13 protein-coding genes and 2 riboswitches are annotated in these 16580 nt (G+C 63.6%); of the genes, 6 read left to right on the forward strand and 7 right to left on the reverse strand.

From position 1 onward, the window contains the following. Window positions 1-26: 26 nt before the first annotated feature. Genes LPW26_RS05730 through glyA form a run of 4 tightly spaced genes read left to right on the forward strand, consistent with a single transcriptional unit; the run spans window position 27 to window position 4142 of the window. Window positions 27-1199, forward strand: coding sequence for an NAD(P)/FAD-dependent oxidoreductase (locus LPW26_RS05730; RefSeq protein ID WP_238733318.1), 1173 nt, complete (start codon window positions 27-29; stop codon window positions 1197-1199). Window positions 1200-1233: 34 nt separating this feature from the next. Continuing rightward, window positions 1234-1674 carry a Rid family detoxifying hydrolase gene (locus LPW26_RS05735; RefSeq protein WP_238733319.1) on the forward strand — a complete coding sequence of 147 codons (441 nt, stop codon included), beginning with the start codon at window positions 1234-1236 and terminating at the stop codon, window positions 1672-1674. 42 nt (window positions 1675-1716) lie between these two features. Beyond that, a complete protein-coding gene (alr, locus tag LPW26_RS05740; protein WP_238733320.1) occupies window positions 1717-2850 on the forward strand; it encodes an alanine racemase in 1134 nt (377 codons plus the stop codon). A gap of 14 nt (window positions 2851-2864) precedes the next feature. Next, window positions 2865-4142: a serine hydroxymethyltransferase gene (gene glyA / locus LPW26_RS05745; RefSeq protein WP_319942162.1), complete on the forward strand. Its 1278-nt coding sequence runs from the start codon at window positions 2865-2867 to the stop codon at window positions 4140-4142. Window positions 4143-4198: 56 nt separating this feature from the next. On the opposite strand, the gene LPW26_RS05750 is transcribed toward glyA, so the two are convergent. After that, window positions 4199-5278 carry a hypothetical protein gene (locus tag LPW26_RS05750; protein ID WP_238733321.1) on the reverse strand — a complete coding sequence of 360 codons (1080 nt, stop codon included), beginning with the start codon at window positions 5276-5278 and terminating at the stop codon, window positions 4199-4201. An 850-nt stretch (window positions 5279-6128) separates the two neighbouring features. Here LPW26_RS05750 and LPW26_RS05755 point away from each other — a divergent pair. Continuing rightward, window positions 6129-7346 carry a GGDEF domain-containing protein gene (locus LPW26_RS05755; RefSeq protein ID WP_238733322.1) on the forward strand — a complete coding sequence of 406 codons (1218 nt, stop codon included), beginning with the start codon at window positions 6129-6131 and terminating at the stop codon, window positions 7344-7346. A 205-nt stretch (window positions 7347-7551) separates the two neighbouring features. Here LPW26_RS05755 and LPW26_RS05760 read toward each other — a convergent pair whose 3' ends face one another. Further along, the gene (locus tag LPW26_RS05760; RefSeq protein ID WP_238733323.1) at window positions 7552-7977 is read right to left on the reverse strand and encodes a DOPA 4,5-dioxygenase family protein; all 426 of its coding nucleotides are present in this window, start codon (window positions 7975-7977) and stop codon (window positions 7552-7554) included. A gap of 113 nt (window positions 7978-8090) precedes the next feature. Beyond that, window positions 8091-8624: a GNAT family N-acetyltransferase gene (locus LPW26_RS05765; protein ID WP_406677069.1), complete on the reverse strand. Its 534-nt coding sequence runs from the start codon at window positions 8622-8624 to the stop codon at window positions 8091-8093. Window positions 8625-8901: 277 nt separating this feature from the next. On the opposite strand from LPW26_RS05765, the gene LPW26_RS05770 reads away from it, so the two are divergent. Further along, entirely contained in the window at window positions 8902-9198 is a 297-nt protein-coding gene (locus LPW26_RS05770; RefSeq protein WP_238733325.1) for a type II toxin-antitoxin system HicB family antitoxin, read from the forward strand. A 554-nt stretch (window positions 9199-9752) separates the two neighbouring features. On the opposite strand, the gene LPW26_RS05775 is transcribed toward LPW26_RS05770, so the two are convergent. The 4 genes from LPW26_RS05775 to LPW26_RS05790 form a co-directional block, all read right to left on the reverse strand. Then, entirely contained in the window at window positions 9753-11390 is a 1638-nt protein-coding gene (locus tag LPW26_RS05775; RefSeq protein WP_238733326.1) for an ABC transporter ATP-binding protein/permease, read from the reverse strand. A gap of 50 nt (window positions 11391-11440) precedes the next feature. Further along, on the reverse strand, window positions 11441-12202 hold the full coding sequence (fhuF, locus tag LPW26_RS05780) for a siderophore-iron reductase FhuF (protein ID WP_238733327.1): 762 nt from the start codon (window positions 12200-12202) through the stop codon (window positions 11441-11443). A 23-nt stretch (window positions 12203-12225) separates the two neighbouring features. After that, the gene (locus LPW26_RS05785) at window positions 12226-14559 is read right to left on the reverse strand and encodes a TonB-dependent siderophore receptor (protein ID WP_238733328.1); all 2334 of its coding nucleotides are present in this window, start codon (window positions 14557-14559) and stop codon (window positions 12226-12228) included. Between the two features lie 230 nt (window positions 14560-14789). Further along, window positions 14790-14989, reverse strand: a riboswitch (cobalamin riboswitch). 174 nt (window positions 14990-15163) lie between these two features. Next, window positions 15164-15928: a photosynthesis regulator gene (locus LPW26_RS05790; RefSeq protein WP_238733329.1), complete on the reverse strand. Its 765-nt coding sequence runs from the start codon at window positions 15926-15928 to the stop codon at window positions 15164-15166. Window positions 15929-16237: 309 nt separating this feature from the next. Continuing rightward, a riboswitch (cobalamin riboswitch) is annotated at window positions 16238-16454 on the reverse strand. Window positions 16455-16580: the final 126 nt, after the last annotated feature.

A 16580-nucleotide genomic window follows, 5' to 3' on the forward strand; every position in this document is an offset into this window, starting at 1 on the left:
CTCGCACAGCCGGAAACGATCCAATGATGTCCGAGAGTTATGACTTCGCTGTGGTCGGCGGCGGGATCTGCGGCGTCGCGGCAGCCTGCGAACTGGCCGTGTACGGGCGTGTCGTCCTGGTCGAACGCGAACAGCAGCTCGCCTACCACACAACGGGCAGGTCCGCCGCGATCTCGATGGAAAGCTACGGCAACGCCGTCATCAGAAAGCTGACGACGTGGTCGACGGCCTTCTACAAGGACGCCGACCATGACTTCTTCGAACATCCGGCGTGGAGCAGCCGCGGCGCGTTGATCCTGTCGGACGCCGCCAACCAGGATCATCTGATCCGCCGGATCGATTCTATCCGGCAATTGGTTTCGACCGTTCAGCAGGTCGATGAGCACACCGTGAGGGAGCTCGCTCCCTATCTCGCGCCGGGACGCTGGACAACAGCGCTGTACGAGCCGCACGCATTCGATCTCGACGTGCATGCGATCCACTTCGCCTATCTCAAGAGCTTGCGCCGGCGGGGAGGGACCGTTCTCCGCGACCTCGCGTTTACCGGCGCCGTGCGCCAGGGCGCGGGGTGGACGGTCAGCCTGTCCGACGGCAGTCGGCTCGGCGCCGGTGTGATCGTCAACGCCGCCGGTGCCTGGGCCGACGAAGTCGCACAAAGGTCGGGTATCGATCCGTGCGGGATCAAGCCGCTGAGACGGACGGTCGTGCTCGTGGACACGGCGGAGCGTCACCCGCACACGCCCTATATCGGGACCGTGGACGAGAGGATTTTCATCAAGCCGGAGGCCACCGGCCTGATGGTGTCGCCGTGCGACGAGACGCTTAGTGCGCCATGCGACGCCGCGCCTGACGAATTGGACATCGCAATCGCCATGGACCGGTTCGAGAGCATGACGACATTCGGGCGATCCACGATCCGCCGGAAATGGGCGGGGCTGCGAACTTTCGTCGCCGATCGCACGCCGATCGTCGGACGCGAGGGTCAGGACGCCGGCTTTGTCTGGTCTGCGGCGGTCGGAGGCTACGGCATCCAGGCGGCGCCGGCGATCGCAAAGCTCGCTGCGGCCGCTGCGCTTGGCGTGCCGTTTCCTGAAGACGTCTGCGGCGCGGCCATCCGCCCGTCCGATCTTTCACCGCAGCGGTGCCGAGCGATGGCAGGCGCCGAACACAGTCTCGGCGCGGTCGCCGAGCTGACCTGATGCCCTGAGCCGATTTCAAAAAGGAGATACTATCATGGATTCCATCACCGCGTCTGATAACAGCCTGTCCTTCGACAAAGAGATTATCTTCACTGAGAAGGCGCCGCTGCCGCTCGGCACATACTCCCAGGCGATCAGGGTGGGAGAGACCGTCTATCTGTCGGCGCAGACACCCGTGTCGCCGATCACCGGGCAGGTGGAAGCGGCGGATTTCGACGGGCAGATGCGCCAGACCATGGACAATCTGAAGGCGATGGCGGAAGCCAGCGGCGGAACGCTGCAGGATGTCGTCAAGGTCACGGTCTTCATCGCCGAGATCGGCGATTTCGCGAAGATGAACGGCATCATGGAGGAGTACTTCCAGAAGCCGTATCCCGCCCGGACGACCGCGGGCGCGAACGGCCTCGCGCGCGGCACCCTGGTCGCGATCGATGCGATCATGGCGTTGGCGATCAGCACACCGCGTCCGTCCTGACGTCTCCGGCTGGTGAGCGTCGCCATGCCCGTTGGACACGGCGTGACATTGACGGTCGGGCTGGATGCGCTGGCGGCGAACTATCGCACCTTCCAGTCGGTCGCCTGCGGGGCCGAGGTTGCGGGGGTCGTCAAGGCGGATGCATACGGGTGCGGTGTGGCTGGCACCGTGCCGACGCTCACCAACATGGGGTGCCGCACGTTCTTCGTCGCGCATCTCGATGAAGGGATCGCGCTTCGCCAGCATGTCCGTCACGGCGCGATCTACGTTCTCAATGGGTTGCTGCCCGGCACCGAGGCCGTCTACAGCACGTATCACCTTCGGCCCGTCATCACGTCGCAACATCAGCTTTATGCGTGGAGCCGCTGCTGTCGCAAGAACGGCTGGAGGGGCGGAGCGGCGCTTCATATCGATACCGGGATGAACAGGCTCGGCTTCCGTCTCGAGGAAGTCGCCGGCATTGCCGAGCTCTCGGTATCGGACCTTGCCTGTTTCGATCTGGTCCTGAGCCATCTTGCGTGCGGCGACGAGCCGGAGAATCCGAGAAACGCAGAGCAGCTGGCGCGCTTCACCTGGGCGCGGCGACTGCTGTCTTGCGTGCCGCGGGCCTCGCTCGCCGCTTCCGCCGGGTGTTATCTCGGAGTCCAGGCTCACTTCGATCTGGTGCGGCCGGGCATCGGGCTGTTCGGCGGCAATCCGTTCGCGACGCGCAGAAATCCGCTCCAACCGGTGCTCAGGGCGTCCGCGCCGCTGCTGCAGGTCAAGCGGCACGCCGCCGGTGACTTCGTGGGTTACGGCTGTGATTGTCGCCTCGACCGGGACACGCTGATCGGAGCGGTCTCGCTCGGCTACGCGGACGGTCTGCCGCGGTCGGCCTCGTCGGCACCGGTGACGCTTTACTACGGCGGACTGCCGATCAGGGCCATGGGCCGGATCTCCATGGATATGACCCTCGTCGACCTCACCAGCGTCCGCCACCTGGAGCCGCGTGTCGGGACGCAGGTGGAGATCTTCGGCTCCAGCCGCGATCTCAATCACTTCGCAGGTTCGATCGGCACGATCGCAAACGAAGTCCTGACCTCGTTGGGCCGGCGGGCTCGCCGCGTTTACGAGCATCCGCTGTCCTGTCCGATCCATGACAACAATCCGGCCGTGCCGGTCGCGCAAGCGTCTTGAAGAGGAAGATCAGCATGCAACTCTCACCCAAGAGCCAGGAGAAGGTCGTCCGGCGTCGTCATTCGCAGGCGATTTTTGCCTTGATCGACGAGGAAGAAAAGCGGCAGGCGAACTGCATCGAACTGATCGCGTCCGAGAACATCGTCTCGGACGATGTGTTGCGGGCACAGGGCTCGGTACTCACCAACAAGTACGCGGAGGGCTATCCCGGAAGGCGCTATTACGGCGGCTGCGATGTCGTCGACGAAGTCGAGCGGCTTGCTATCGATCTGGCCAGGCAGCTGTTTCAATGCAGTCATGCCAACGTGCAGCCGCATTCCGGAAGCCAGGCGAACGCCGCGGTGTTTCTGGCGCTGCTCTCGCCCGGTGATACGATCCTGGCCATGAAGCTGGACGCTGGCGGACACCTGACACATGGCGCCACCGTCAACGTTTCGGGGAAATGGTTCAACGTCGTGCATTATGGCGTCGACGACACTAGCCAAAGGATCGACCTCGATGAGGTGCGGCGTCTGGCCAAGCAGCATCGCCCGAAGCTGATCATCGTTGGCGGGTCGGCCTATCCACGCGTGATCGACTTCGGTTGCTTCCGTAGCATCGCCGATGAAGTCGGCGCCTTCCTGATGGTCGACATGGCGCATATCGCCGGCCTCGTGGCGGCCGGCGTTCATGGCTCGCCGCTGCCGCACGCCCATGTGGTGACGTCGACGACGCACAAGACCTTGCGCGGGCCGCGCGGTGGGTTGCTGCTATCGAACGATGCGCTGGTTGCGAAGAAGCTCGATGCCGCCATCTTCCCCGGCATGCAGGGAGGGCCGTTGATGCATGTCATCGCCGCCAAGGCGGTGGCGTTCGACGAAGCGCTCAGCGATGAGTTCCGGCGCTACGGGCAAACGGTCGTCGAAAATGCCAGCGCGTTCGCCGACGCGCTTCAGGCCGAAGGCCTCGACCTCGTCTCCGGCGGGACCGACAATCATCTGGTGCTCGTCGATCTGCGCTCGCGAGGCGTCACCGGCGCTGACCTTGCCACGGCGCTGGAGCGGCTGGGCATTATCAGCAACAAGAACAGTATCCCCAACGATCCGCGTAGTCCCACGGTCACGTCCGGAATCCGGTTCGGCACGCCCGCCATGACGACACGCGGCTTCGGGGCGGACGAGTTCCGACAGTTGGCCTCGATCATCGCTCGAACGAGTGACGTCGTGGCTGACGGGCGCCCGTGGGGTGATGCCGGCTGGGACGACGGCATCAAACACGAGGTGAGGGGACTGATCGCGCGCTGCTCGTCGTAGCGCGGAGGGCTCGGCGCGGCGTCCTGGCGGCGCGACGAGCTGCGGGTTCATGGGCTTCAGCGATCGATCATGTGGAAGCCGACCGTGCCGGCATCGGCATCGTACAGATAGTCGAAAGCGTTCAGCGCATGGACGCTGGTGTTGACGAAGGTCGGGCGCTTGGCGCCGCCGACCATCACGATCCGCTCGGGCGCGGCGGCATTGGCGGTGTCGCCGGCGGCGAAGCCGTAACCCGGCGGGCGGGCCGCTGCGGCGTCGCCGAAGCGGATCGACAGCCGCGCACCCGGTGCCAGCGTCTCGCCGCCGCGCGCGCCCTCCGTCCGCTCCGCCTCGCGGTCAGCCGGCAGCGTCAGATACATGACCGAGACGCCCGTATCGATCAGCGCCGTGCCGCAGGCCGGCGTGCCGTCGTCGACCGAGATGCAGGCCGGCAGCGGGCCCCAGTCGCGGCCATCCGCTGCGCGCTGCAGCTGTACGACGTGATAGTTGCCGCGGGTGTTGGCGGCGGTCAGTCCGACATGGACGCCGGCGCGGGTCACCACATAGCCGCGCCGCAGCGGGCCGGGCGCCGCCATGGTGCCCATGCCGGGCAGATTGAGGAACGGGTTCTTGTCCGGGGTGCTCTGGCTCTGATGGTCACCCTCGCGCGCGAAGCCGATGCCCATCATGGCGACGTGGCGCGGCGCATCGCTCGGCTCGCAATTGCGCGCATTCGGCACGCAGTCGATCCGCTCGACCGCCAGCACGGCAATCGGCTTCGTCGTGACGCTCTGATCGTTGCTGCCGCCGATCGTGACGATGGTTTCGACCCAGCGGCCGCGCATGATCCGGCCGGAACTCGAATAGGTCAGCGTGCCGGGTCCGATCTGGCGCAAGTTGTCGATGTTCGGAATGCTCGAGGCCGCGACCACGATGCCGGTCGAACCGGTGTCCATCACCGCACGCACCGGCTCTCCGCCAAAACTCATCAGCAGCGTCGGCGGCGCGCGACGCGGCTCGCCGGTTTCGCTGTCGTTGAGGTAGCGCAGATAAGTTCCGCCCTCGCGGGCTTCGGTGCGCTGGGCAAAGCCGGGCTGCGTGACGCATGCCAGCGTGATGGCGATGCCGAATCTGGAGATGGTTTTCGCGACGTCCATCAGATCAATCACTCCCTCGCTGCAAGGTCGCAACTATCATTTGATAGTTGTGCGGTGGAGGACGAGCTTACAAGTCAGAGCTTTACGAGATCCTCGGCGGCGACGTGACAATTCGAACGAATTCACCGTGCGTGTCGTTGCGTGTCGCTTGTCCGATCCAAGTGTCAAAACAGCCACGGCCGATTCATCTCGCGGCTCGATCGAGCCCGAGCTGTGCACCCGTCGCTTCACAGCGAGGGGCGGGGGCGCGCCGATAGGCGCAAAGGTGGTGAGTTTCGCGATGGCTTTGCGGACCATCGCGCAACGCCGGCTCGGCGCGCCCACCGCGGCGCTTTGTCGACTTCAGGCCCGTGCTTCCGGGGACAGGCCAGGGTCATGAAACCCCGCTGATCCGGCGGATTTCGCCGCCTTCACCTGTCCCGCGTCCAGCGAACTATCAAGTCGCAGAGCCTCGTAGTAGGCCCGGACGGGTCCCCGAAGCCTCCCGGACGTGCGGGTGCGAACCGCAACGCGCAGGACGCCGCATCCGTTCAGGTTTTGCTGACCAGCGCCAGCTCCACCCGAACCACCGTTCCGAACCGGTTGCCCGGCCCGCCGATCTGTCCCACTCAACGACGCCTCGCGAAGCGCCCCTCACGGACAGGATGGGTCGGATTATAGTCACAATGGGAATTTTGTCAAGTGTCCCGTAGGGTGGGCAAAGCGCAGCGTGCCCACGTGCAGCTTTTCCAAGCCCGCGACAACGCGTGGGCACGTCGCTTCGCGCCTTTGCCCACCCTACAAGGACTAAGCTGTGTTCGTGCGGCGTCAGACGCGCGCTCGACTTGAATCAAATTGCACCGAGTGTGTGGTGGATTTAGACAGCCGATCGGGGCAAAACACGCGGGCTTCAACCTGTGGGGTCGCGACGTTCGAGATGCAGGGTTCGGTTGTCAGAGTCACGCTGTCCCTGATCGGGCCAGGCATCATCGGCGTGTTCGGCTTGGCGTTTCTGGCGGCCTGGAGCTACGACCGGCGGCGGCCCTATCTCGGCCTTCTGGCCGTCGCGTGTGCGCTGTTCGCGCTCGGTGCCTCCAGTCAGATCCTCTACTGGCCGCGTGATACGGGCTTGAACGCGATGGTGTCGGGGGCTCTCTACAGCTGCGCCGTCATCGCGGCCGTCGAAGGCGTGTTGATCCGGTCGGGCAGGGCGTTCGGACTGTGGACCGACGTTGTGATCTTCGCCGCATTTTCTCTGGCACTGTATTATTTCTTCTACGTGGATCGCAGTCTGCTCGCGCGCATCTACGTGCAGAATTTCGGATACGGACTTCTGCTCTGCGTCGCCGCGCTGAGATTGTCGCAGCTTCGACGCGGCCGGCTGGTGGACCGGATCCTGTTCTGGACGCTGTTTCTGTTCGGACTTCATTTCTTTCCCCGCACCGTCTTCACGGTCGGCGTGTCGCCGCTGGCGGGGGGGCCACTCGCCTTCGCCGACTCCGTGTTCTGGCAGACCCTGCAGCTGTCGCTCGCCGTGCTGGGCGCAGCCTTGGCGATGGCCATTCTGGCCGCGGCGGTGTCCGACATCATGGACGATCTGCGTCGCGAACGCGATCTCGACCATCTGACGGGGCTCCTCAACCGCCGCGGCTTTGAAGCCGAGATCGAGGCGCCGATGCGTCACGCTCCCGAAGGGGCGGCGCTGATCCTGTGCGACGTCGACCATTTCAAATCGATCAATGACACCTTCGGTCATGATGTCGGCGACGTCGTGCTGAAAGAGATCGGTGCGATCCTGCGCAGAACTGCCCGTAAGGGCGATCTCGTGGGCCGTCTGGGCGGTGAGGAGTTCGCCGTGTTCCTGCCGGACGCATCGCCATCCGACGCCACCGAGTGCGCCGAGCGCCTTCGGCAGACGATCGCGAAGGGCCGACTTCCGGGTCTCGGCACCAGGTCTGTGACAGCGAGCTTCGGCGTGGCGACGATCCGCGAAGCCGGCGATTGGGCGTCGCTCTACAAAATGGCGGACAGCCGGCTGTACCAGGCCAAGGCAGCGGGCCGAGACCGCACGGTCGATCGCGGCGTGTAGTGATGTAGGGCGCAATAGCGAAGCGAAGCATATTGCGCCACCACATGGTGAGCCTCAGATGACGCCGAGCTCATCCGCCCTACACGTCGGAGCGAGTGATAGTCTCGTAGAATGGGCAAAGCGAAGCGTGCCCACGCGCGCCGTTTCCGGCCGTCACACCGCGTGGTCACGGCGCTCCGCGCCTTACCCACCCTACGGCTGCGCCCTAGGGCGCCAGATGCGGCGTGGTGTTCACCACCGGCGAGGCCTCGGCCGTCGCCGCGGTCGGCAGCTTGTCGTCATGGATCGCCAGGGCGCGTCCGATCCAGAACGGATCGGCCGTATGGTCCCGCCGCGGGTCGGTCGTATTGGGATGAACCAGAATACTCAGCCCGCCGTGATTGAGCATCAGCCATGGCACCAGGCTTGCGAACACGTCCGTCGCAAACGCGATCTGGATCATCGCGCCGTCATGCGGGCCGACCCGGACGTCGTGCCAACGGCCGACCTGCACCGCAAACCGCTCGCCGATCCATCGGACGAGCCGTTCAGCTGCCGGGCGCGTCGCCACCGGGTCGTAATAGATGTGCGCATGATAGCTGGCGATCTCGGCGAGCGGGCGAGGGCCGTCGGGAGCGGAGGAGTCGGTCATCGGTGGCGTCCTTGGCGGCGTTGCGTTCGGGGAGAGCGGCAGGGTGGCGCAGGAGTGCGGCGAGATCTGGGGCGGCTTTTCAGCAACACGACAGACCGCTACTATTGCCCCGCTCACACGGGCATCGCCTGCTTCTCGAATTTGAAGAAGCCGCCATCCGGCGAACCGCCGTCACCGTCCGGCTGGTGCGGGTCCGGATGACGGTCGCTGTAGTATTCGACGATCTTGAAGCCGCATTTGTTGACGTAGAAGTGGATGTTGCGCCGCTCGAAATACGGCGTGTGGGTCTGCCAGACGCGCGTCTGCGGATACTGCCGCTCGATCGCCCGCCATGCCGCGAGACCAAGACCGCGGCCGTGCGCGCCGACGGCGATGAAGAAGAAGTCGAGTGAATTGCACTGGGTGACGGGATCGATCGTCACCACCGCGCCGCCGACCCGCGTGCCGCCCGCCACGACGTGATACACCACCGCGCCCGGCGCTGCGAGCGACCGCCGCACGTCGTCGTCCGACGGGATCGGCCCGTCCGACAGCGCGCCGAACTGCTCGATCACCGCGACAGCGAATGCCTCCTGCAACTGCCGTCCAAACTCCGGCCAGTCGTGCTCAGCGGCCAATTCGAGTGTCACGCTCTGGTCGTCCACCATCCGCTCCTGTCGATGCCATGCCGGCGCCGCTCAATGCGCATTGCAGCCGGGGGCGCTGCCTTCGGCGGTGATGGTGGCGCCGATAAGGCGCGCGGGGTGCGACAAAGTGGGCGGCGGTTTAGCGCGGACGAGCGAAGCGACATCGGTAGCGAGGCCAGTCACCACCACTTTAGGCACCGGCCAGGGCTGGTAAGGTGACGTTCCCGCATCCGAAGAAAGATCTGCACCCGGAAATCGTCCGATCAGTGGTTCGGCAGGCAGGTCTGAAGGAGGTCCGGTGAGCGCCACATCCGGCTATCTCGCGCTGGTCTACGAGGACAAGGCCACTTCCTACGGCGTTGCCTTCCCCGACGTGCCCGGCTGCATCTCGGCGGGCGACACGTTTGAACAAGCGATCGACAACGCCGCCGAAGCGCTCCGCGGCCACCTCGCTCTGCTGCGCGCTGACGGTGACCCGATCCCGCAACTGCGCAGCATTGAGCAACTCCGCGCCGATTCGGACTTCATCGCGGATGCCGCCGACGCCGTGGTGGCGTTCGTCAGGCCTCAGGCGGAGAGAGTGGCGGCCGAGTGATGATCAGTAGCCCGGATGAAGCGCAGCGCAATCCGGGTGCGGCGTCTCGATCAGCTCAAGAACCCGGATTTCGCTTCGCTGCATCCGGGCTACGCTTGCTGTAACCCGGATAAGCGAAGCGTCATCCGGGGGCAGCTCTTCCGGAGGCGGTTAGGTTCGGCGTGGGCACGGCGCGCTGCGCCCTCTTTGCCACCCTACGAAAGAAGGCGTATTTCATCGATGGGCTTCGATCTCTAATCCAAGATCGTGACGTTGACGTAGGGGCCGTACGGCCCGCGAAACGTATCCACTCTGACCTTGGGCATCCCGTGAAGGATGCGCGTCAATGCCTCGGGGGCGCTGGTGCCGCGTTCGATGAGCCGTTCGAGAACCTCGCGGTTGGCCTGATCCGCAAAGAGCAGGTCATCCTGATCAAACCGGTCCCTGATTGCCGAAGTGATGGAGATTGGCGCGATCCTGGCGGATGATTGCGGCGGCGGATGTCGAGTGCGTCCCGGTCGAGTTACCAAGATGAGTCGAAGGGGATTCGCTTAGAGCGCCTGATGCGCAATTCGTCAGCTCGTCGATCGCCCGAGAACGGTGATGTGATCATACTCTGGACGGAGTGCTTCCTGGTGACTCACGGCGATGATGGTTGCCGCAGAGAGGCGGCTCCTCAGAAGTCGGTGCAGAGAGATCTCCGACGCTTTGTCCAAAGCGGATGTCGCTTCGTCGAGGAGCAATAGATCCGGCCGATAGAGCAGGGTGCGCGCAATCGACAGACGCTGCTTTTCGCCTTCGGATAGCCGGACGTCCCAGCGATCGACCTGGTCGAGCTGTGCAACCAAGTCATCGAGGCCGACATCCTTCATTGCCTCGACGAGTCGAGCGGCGTTCGAAGGATCGGGGGCTTCCGGATAGGACACAGCGGCGCGCAGGGTGCCGAGCGGCAGATAGGGGCGCTGAGGCAGCACCAGCGTTCGGCGCGCAGCAGTCAGGACTCTTCCGTCGACGAAGGGCCAAATGCCTGCGAGCGCGCGAACAAGGCTGGTTTTTCCGGCCCCGGACGGTCCGGTGATCAGCAGCGAGGTGCCCGATTCGACCCGAAACGCGCCGACCGCGATGATGGTCGAGCCGGATGCCGCCTTCACGACGACCTCTGAAGCCTCCAGCGCGGCGCCGTGAGGCGGGCTTGCCGGCTCCATCTTTGCGGCTTTGGATTGCTGCACGATGTCGGCGAATTGCGACAGCCGGTGCGTGACGGCTGCGAGTTCCGCGAGCTTGAGATAAGCGTTGATGAAGTAAGAGAAGGCGTTCCGAACCTCGTTGAACGCGGATCCGGACTGCATGAATGCTCCGAGCTGCATGTTGCCGCCGAAGAACAGCGGCGCCATGACGAAGTATGGAAAATAGACCGAGTAGCGTTTGTAGGATTCGGAGAACAGGCCGACCCATTGCTGGCGGTTCATCAGTCGAAACCAGTTGTCGACGATGGCCCGAAATCGCATGGCGAGGCTGTGCTTCTCGAAGTCTTCGCCGGATAGCAGGGCGATTGCCTCGCTGTTCTCGCGAAGGCGCACCAGCGCGAAGCGGAAGTCGGCCTCGCGGCGTTCCTGTTCGAAATCAAGGCCGATCAGGCTGTTTCCGATCCAGTGGGTGACGAGACTTCCCGCAATGGCGTAGATCAACGCTGCCCAGACCAGATAGCCCGGAACGGCGAAGCCGAAGACGACGAGCGGAATGCTGCTCGACAGCGTCCACAAAACGGCGACGAATGAGGTCAGGCGCGCGATGGCGCCGATCAAGCCGACCAAGAGGTCAAGGGTCAGGCTGATATAGGAGCGAACGTCTTCAGCAATCCGCTGATCCGGATTGTCGACGGCGCCGGGCGACATCATCGCCCGGTAGTGGGTCGACCCCTCCAGCCAGCCGTCGAGACAGCGCGCGGTCATCCAGCCGCGCCAACGGATGGTGAGCCACTGAGTCAGATAGCGTTGATAGACTGCGCCGCCGATCTGGAAAACGGCGATCACTGCATAGACCCAGAACTGCGCGACAAAGCCGGGCCAGTTCTTATCCTGCAGCGTCTGAAAGAAGGCGTTGCGCCAGTAGTTCTCGGCGACCGCGGCACCGACCACGACGAGCTGTGCGCCGATCAGGCTGGCAAGCAGGCCCAGACCGACCCAGCGCTGGTCCGAGCGGAAATACGGCACTGCGATATGCCAGGCACGACGCAGACCTGAGCGTAGAGACGGAGGGGAGGTCAATTGCACCGCCCCGCCGGATGAGGATGGACCCGCGCCTCGGGGACCGGGCAGGCGCTGCAGAAACGGCGGTCGGGCAGCAGATATTGCAGGCAGCAGATTCGGCGAAGTCGGAGGCCGCCTGGATATCCGACAGCGTCAGCCAGCGGATTGGTCCGGCCGTCCGGCCAACGGGGCGTCGCAAGTAGCTCTTGTGCTTCCGCGAGCCGCCGGGATGGTCCCGCCACCGCTTCGATCCGGCGAAGCATCGCCTCGTAGGTGTTGCCGACATTGCTCCAGTAAACGCGGCGAGTCACGTCGGTCCGGACGGCCAGAAGATCGATCAAGGGAGTAAGATGATCGAAGACCAGGGACTGAAACCGCGCGAACGGGTCCAGCCCTTCCGTGTCGAGGCTTTCGCCCCGGATCTGATTTGCGTCTACACGCCCGTCTTCCGCAACAATGAAGCGGACCTCGTCGAGTCCGACCGCCACCGAGCGTCGCAGACAGACGTCGGCCAAAAGGACCGGCGGCAGCATGACGTTGAGATACCACTTCATCCAGATCGAATGCGTGGCGCGCGCGTCGAATTGGTCGAAGCGTCTCGCGAAACGCGCGTTGACGAGCGCCAGGTGACGAGCGTCGAGCAAGGCGGTTGCCGGCACCGTAAGGCGAGCGTCGTCCGGGCCGACCAGGCCGCCGGCGAACGAGGCGGTGCCTTCATGGCCAGTCGCGAGATCGTCGATCGCGCGACAGATGGCAGCGGGAGGGATCGCGGTCACGGACGTGGCCATCCCGCCTTCGCTCAGAACCGAACCCGGATCGTGCCGTCGACGGTACGACCGAGCCCGTAATAGCATTGGCTGACCGCATCGCAGGATCCGACGTAGCGCTTGTCGGCGAGGTTCTTGACGTTCAGTGCGATGTCCCAGTTCTGCAGGTTGGCGGAGATTGCCCCCAGCCGATAGCGCATCGACAGATCCAGCAGTGTGAAAGACGGGATCTCCGTGGTGTTGAGCGTATCGGCGAAGGACGACCCGACGTAGCGCACGCCGCCGCCAAGGGTCAGGCCGGCGAGGACGCTGGTGTCTTCGAAGCTGTAGGTCGCCCACAGCGACGCGGCATGGCGGGCCATGCTGACGGGATCCTTGCCAATGCCGCCGATCGTATTGGTCGCCGTTACCGTGGGGACGATATAGGTGTAGGCGGCTGACGAATTGAAGCCGTAGAGGCGAGTGGTCTTCACTTCGATTTCGGCGCCGGTGGCTTCCACCGAACTGGTCTGCACGGCGTAGCCGGGATTGACGAGGTCGGCCGTCAGCACGTTATTCTGCTTGATGTTGAAGCCCGCGGTCGAGAGCGCGAGGTTCATGCCTGGCGGCAGGTACTTCACACCGCCTTCGATCTGATCGCCGGTCACCGGAATGAACGGGCGTCCGGAGAAGTCGGTGCCGATCGTCGGCGCAAACGACTGGGAATAGTTGACGTACGGGGCAACGCCGCTGTCGAACGCGTAGATCGCCCCAGCCTGATACGTGGTGGCGTTGTCGTTCTGACGCGTCCACGGCGGCTGCGTGAAACTGCCGGTCGCCGCCACGAGAGTCTGGCTCTGCTGAGCGAAATGGGCGGTATCGTTGCGGACGCCGAACAGCACGGACAGGCGGCCGAGCTCGATGCGGTCCTGCAGATAGACGCCGATCTGCTCGACCTCCTGATAGCGTTTGGTCGTCAGCGGATTGTTCGGCAGCGCCGCGCCGTAGAGCGGCGTGTAATAATTCAGCAGGAAGTTGCTGGTGCCGCGATTGGTGCCCGTGCCCTGATAATTCGGGATCGAGGCATAGTCGACACCGAACATCACGTGATGACGAAGGGGGCCGGTCTCGAAGTCGGCCTTCACGCGATTGTCGATCTGAAAGATGTCGATGTTGTATTTTTGATGGGCCATCTGCCGTTGTGTGGTCACGTTGCCGGTCGAGCGGCTCTGCACTTCACGCAGCGCGATGTCGATGTTCTGGTAGGCGAAATTCTGCTGGAACGAGAAGACGTCGTTGAATTGATGTTTGAACTCGTAGCCGATCCGGTAGCTCTCTTTCGAGGTGTCGTGATAATTCGGCTCGCCGAGAAACGTCTTGCGCGAAATGAACTGGCCGTTGGCTCCGGGCACAACCGTGCCGACATAGGGTAGGGGCTGCAGCACCGTCAAATGCGGGTCGTATTGATAGCTGGCGAGCAGCGTCAGGCTGGTATTCTCATTCGGCCGGATCGTCACCGAGGGTGCGAAGAAGATCCGCTCGTTCTTGGTGAAGTCGATCTCGCCATTGCCCATCTTGCCGACGCCGACGAAGCGATACAGCACGCTTTTGTTTTCGTTGGCCGGACCGCTGACGTCGAACGCGCCTTCGAGATAGCCACGCAGGCCCATGCGGAGCAGGGCTTCGCCAAACGGAGTTTCGGTCGGACGCTTGCTGGTGAGATCGATGATGCCGCCCGGGCTGCCCTGACCATAAAGGGTTGATGCAGGACCTTTGAGCACGTCGATCCGCTCCAGTCCGTAGCGTTCGAACCCCCAGTTGCTGTCGTGCAGTTTGAGGCCGTCGAGATACTGGAACGCCTCGAAGCCGCGCACGCGATTGTATTCGCGCGTCAGGTTGCCCTGCCGGAAGAAGGCGCCGACTCCGGCGGTGTACTGCAGAGCTTCCTGCACGGATGCGGCATCGCGGTCGAAGATTTCCTGGGCGGTGACCGTCGATGTGCTGCGGGGCAGGGCCAGGACCGGCGTGTTCGTCTTCGAGCCGACGCTGGTTGCGGTCGCGATGTAGCCGTTCAGGCCGGGCACGCTGACGCCAGGATCGGTCTGCGGAGCTGGGGCAGCGGGAGCCGGCGCAGCAGCGCGGCGCGCCACCCTCGGGCTGCGGCGTGTGGCAGCAGAACGCGACTCTTGGGGGGCGGGAGCGCGGCGGGCGCTGCCTTCCGGCTGCACCACAACCGGCGGCAGATCGGGATTGCTGGATCGCGACTGTTGGGCATGCGAGGTGTCCAGCGTGGCGCCGCCGATGAGTAGCGCGCCGGTCGCGCAAGCGGCGAGATATTGACGCCGCGCCACGGTGCGCGTGCCCGAACGATCCGAACCGACAGACATAGTTCCTCCAAATTCCAAGCATCTGTCTGCTGCGACGTTCGCGAGTGGACCGCTGACGCAAATCGGCTCTCGATTGTCGCTGGTCGACGTCGAGTCGTTCAGGTTGAGACAGATGAACTGACGACGAGGCTTCGCCTCGCGACAAGGTGACACGTCACCGCGACAAGCTCGGCCCTTGCAATTCATGCTCGGGAAGCTTCGCTCCGGTTCACCCCGACCGGCGCGTTCGCACATGACCACTGCTGACGGCAGGTCTCCTGGCTCGCGGGTCGTGGCCTCAGGTCGCCTTCCCGGATCGAGGATCCAGTGGCCGATTGACTCGAGGCTCGTCGCTTACAGTTGCGGGGGCAGCCGCGGCATTGGAGGAGGCCTCCGCACCGCATTCCCTTTTGATCCTCCCGAAGGAAGAACCGTCAAGGAATTGACTAAGAGGTCGATCAGGCCAAGTCAATGGATAATGGCCGAACTGTGATCAATGGAGAGAGCCGGCGCAGGAAGTGCCGCCATCGCTCGGTGGCGTCGACCAGATTCGATTGCCTAGTACGCGCATCTTGCGATCGGAGGTCGCGTCGAAGCATTGCTAACTCGCTGCTCGTGAATGGACTTAGGCTGCCGACCGAAGCCGGCGAAAGCGGCGAAGACCTCGCGCCAATACGCGGTCGGCGTTAGCGGACGACGCGATGCACTCATCGGCACCTACGGCGAATCTCGCCTCGCCTCGCTCGGCGAATAGTCGGCCGCTCGTCACAACGAGAAGTGATGGATTGCGCGACGCCTGTCGGAGGCCGGAAATCGTCTCGGCGATGCGAGGCATCCAGTGATCTCTTTTGAAGGACGGGCTGAGAGCAAGGTCGATCGCGTCAAACCAGTCATTCGCGAGCAGATTCTGCAAAGCGCGATCGGTCGATGGAAACTCGCACCGCGTATTCCATCCCGCGCGATCCAAGATCTCGAAATTCATCGCCGAGCACAGCATATGAGGTTCTCCGGGCTGAGGCGCAATCATCACTAGCCCAAGTCCAGGAGGTTCAGGTTTCCTCCGGTCGAAAATCGCGCACACCCGGCGCATTTCGGTATGAAGAACGCACAGACCGATCGCCACGTCGAATTCTGTGCAGGTGTCTGCATCGAAGAACTCGCCGAGTCTTCGTGCCGTGGGCTCGAACAGCTCCACGAAAATGCGCCTTACTGAATCCGTTTCTGCAATGGCGTCATCGATGAGACGCTTTGCGTCGAAGACGAAGGATCCGATCAATAGTGTCGCTAATTTCGACGGTGCATCGTCGGTCGATACTCCCTCCGAGCTGTCCGGCGGCGAAGCAATCGATTCGATCATCAGGGATTCAGCTGTCGGCATCGACGCAGACATAGCCGTTCTCCGCTCATTTCAATGCAGTATTTGGGGAGGCAGGAGGGTGTTCATGCAGCCGTCGCAATTCATCTCGATTGAAAATGATCAGTTGCTCCTTCCGGAAGCAGGATCAATTGCGGATGGCGGAAGGGATCCGCAGTCTGCAGTCGCGTGCTAAGCGCGACCGAATTCAGGAAAGAAAAGGAGCTACTCGACATCATCGCGGCCTCCCGACGTTTGTTGGTCGAGCAAGATGATGCGGCGCATACGAAGCACGCGCAGTTGCTCCGCCGCGATCGCATCCTCAGAAACACCCCGCCCGAGGACTCCACAATCCGTGCTACGGCAGGTCTCCTGGCTTGCGGGTCACCGCCGCTGTCCATCCTTCCCAGCGCGCATCCGCGCCAGTGGCGTCAATCGACAGCAAGCTCACCGCTCACAGTTGCGGGGGCAGCCTCGGCTTAGGCGGTCAACGACCGATTCACCGAATTCCCTCTTAGCTTCGAGCTAATCAGCTCGAAGAACCGTAGCGGTATAATCGTCTCGTTTTTGGAGTGCCTCGTCAAGATGTTTGTCAACACCGTTCCGCATCGTCGGCAGGCCACGGTCGGCCTGGAAGCTGCGCGTGCACATTGCGCGATATTGCAGATCGAGAATGGATGTACGTGAA

It is taken from the genome of Rhodopseudomonas infernalis (assembly GCF_022271405.1).
Lineage (GTDB): Bacteria > Pseudomonadota > Alphaproteobacteria > Rhizobiales > Xanthobacteraceae > Rhodopseudomonas > Rhodopseudomonas infernalis.

What these genes read in the sequence shown, in the direction of transcription:
- glyA (WP_319942162.1), top strand. Translation starts at nt 2,865, where the DNA reads ATGCAACTCTCACCCAAGAGCCAGGAGAAGGTCGTCCGGCGTCGTCAT.
- LPW26_RS05790 (WP_238733329.1), bottom strand. Translation starts at nt 15,928, where the DNA reads ATGTCTGCGTCGATGCCGACAGCTGAATCCCTGATGATCGAATCGATT.
- LPW26_RS05760 (WP_238733323.1), bottom strand. Translation starts at nt 7,977, where the DNA reads ATGACCGACTCCTCCGCTCCCGACGGCCCTCGCCCGCTCGCCGAGATC.
- LPW26_RS05735 (WP_238733319.1), top strand. Translation starts at nt 1,234, where the DNA reads ATGGATTCCATCACCGCGTCTGATAACAGCCTGTCCTTCGACAAAGAG.
- LPW26_RS05730 (WP_238733318.1), top strand. Translation starts at nt 27, where the DNA reads ATGTCCGAGAGTTATGACTTCGCTGTGGTCGGCGGCGGGATCTGCGGC.
- LPW26_RS05785 (WP_238733328.1), bottom strand. Translation starts at nt 14,559, where the DNA reads ATGTCTGTCGGTTCGGATCGTTCGGGCACGCGCACCGTGGCGCGGCGT.
- LPW26_RS05765 (WP_406677069.1), bottom strand. Translation starts at nt 8,624, where the DNA reads ATGGTGGACGACCAGAGCGTGACACTCGAATTGGCCGCTGAGCACGAC.
- LPW26_RS05750 (WP_238733321.1), bottom strand. Translation starts at nt 5,278, where the DNA reads ATGGACGTCGCGAAAACCATCTCCAGATTCGGCATCGCCATCACGCTG.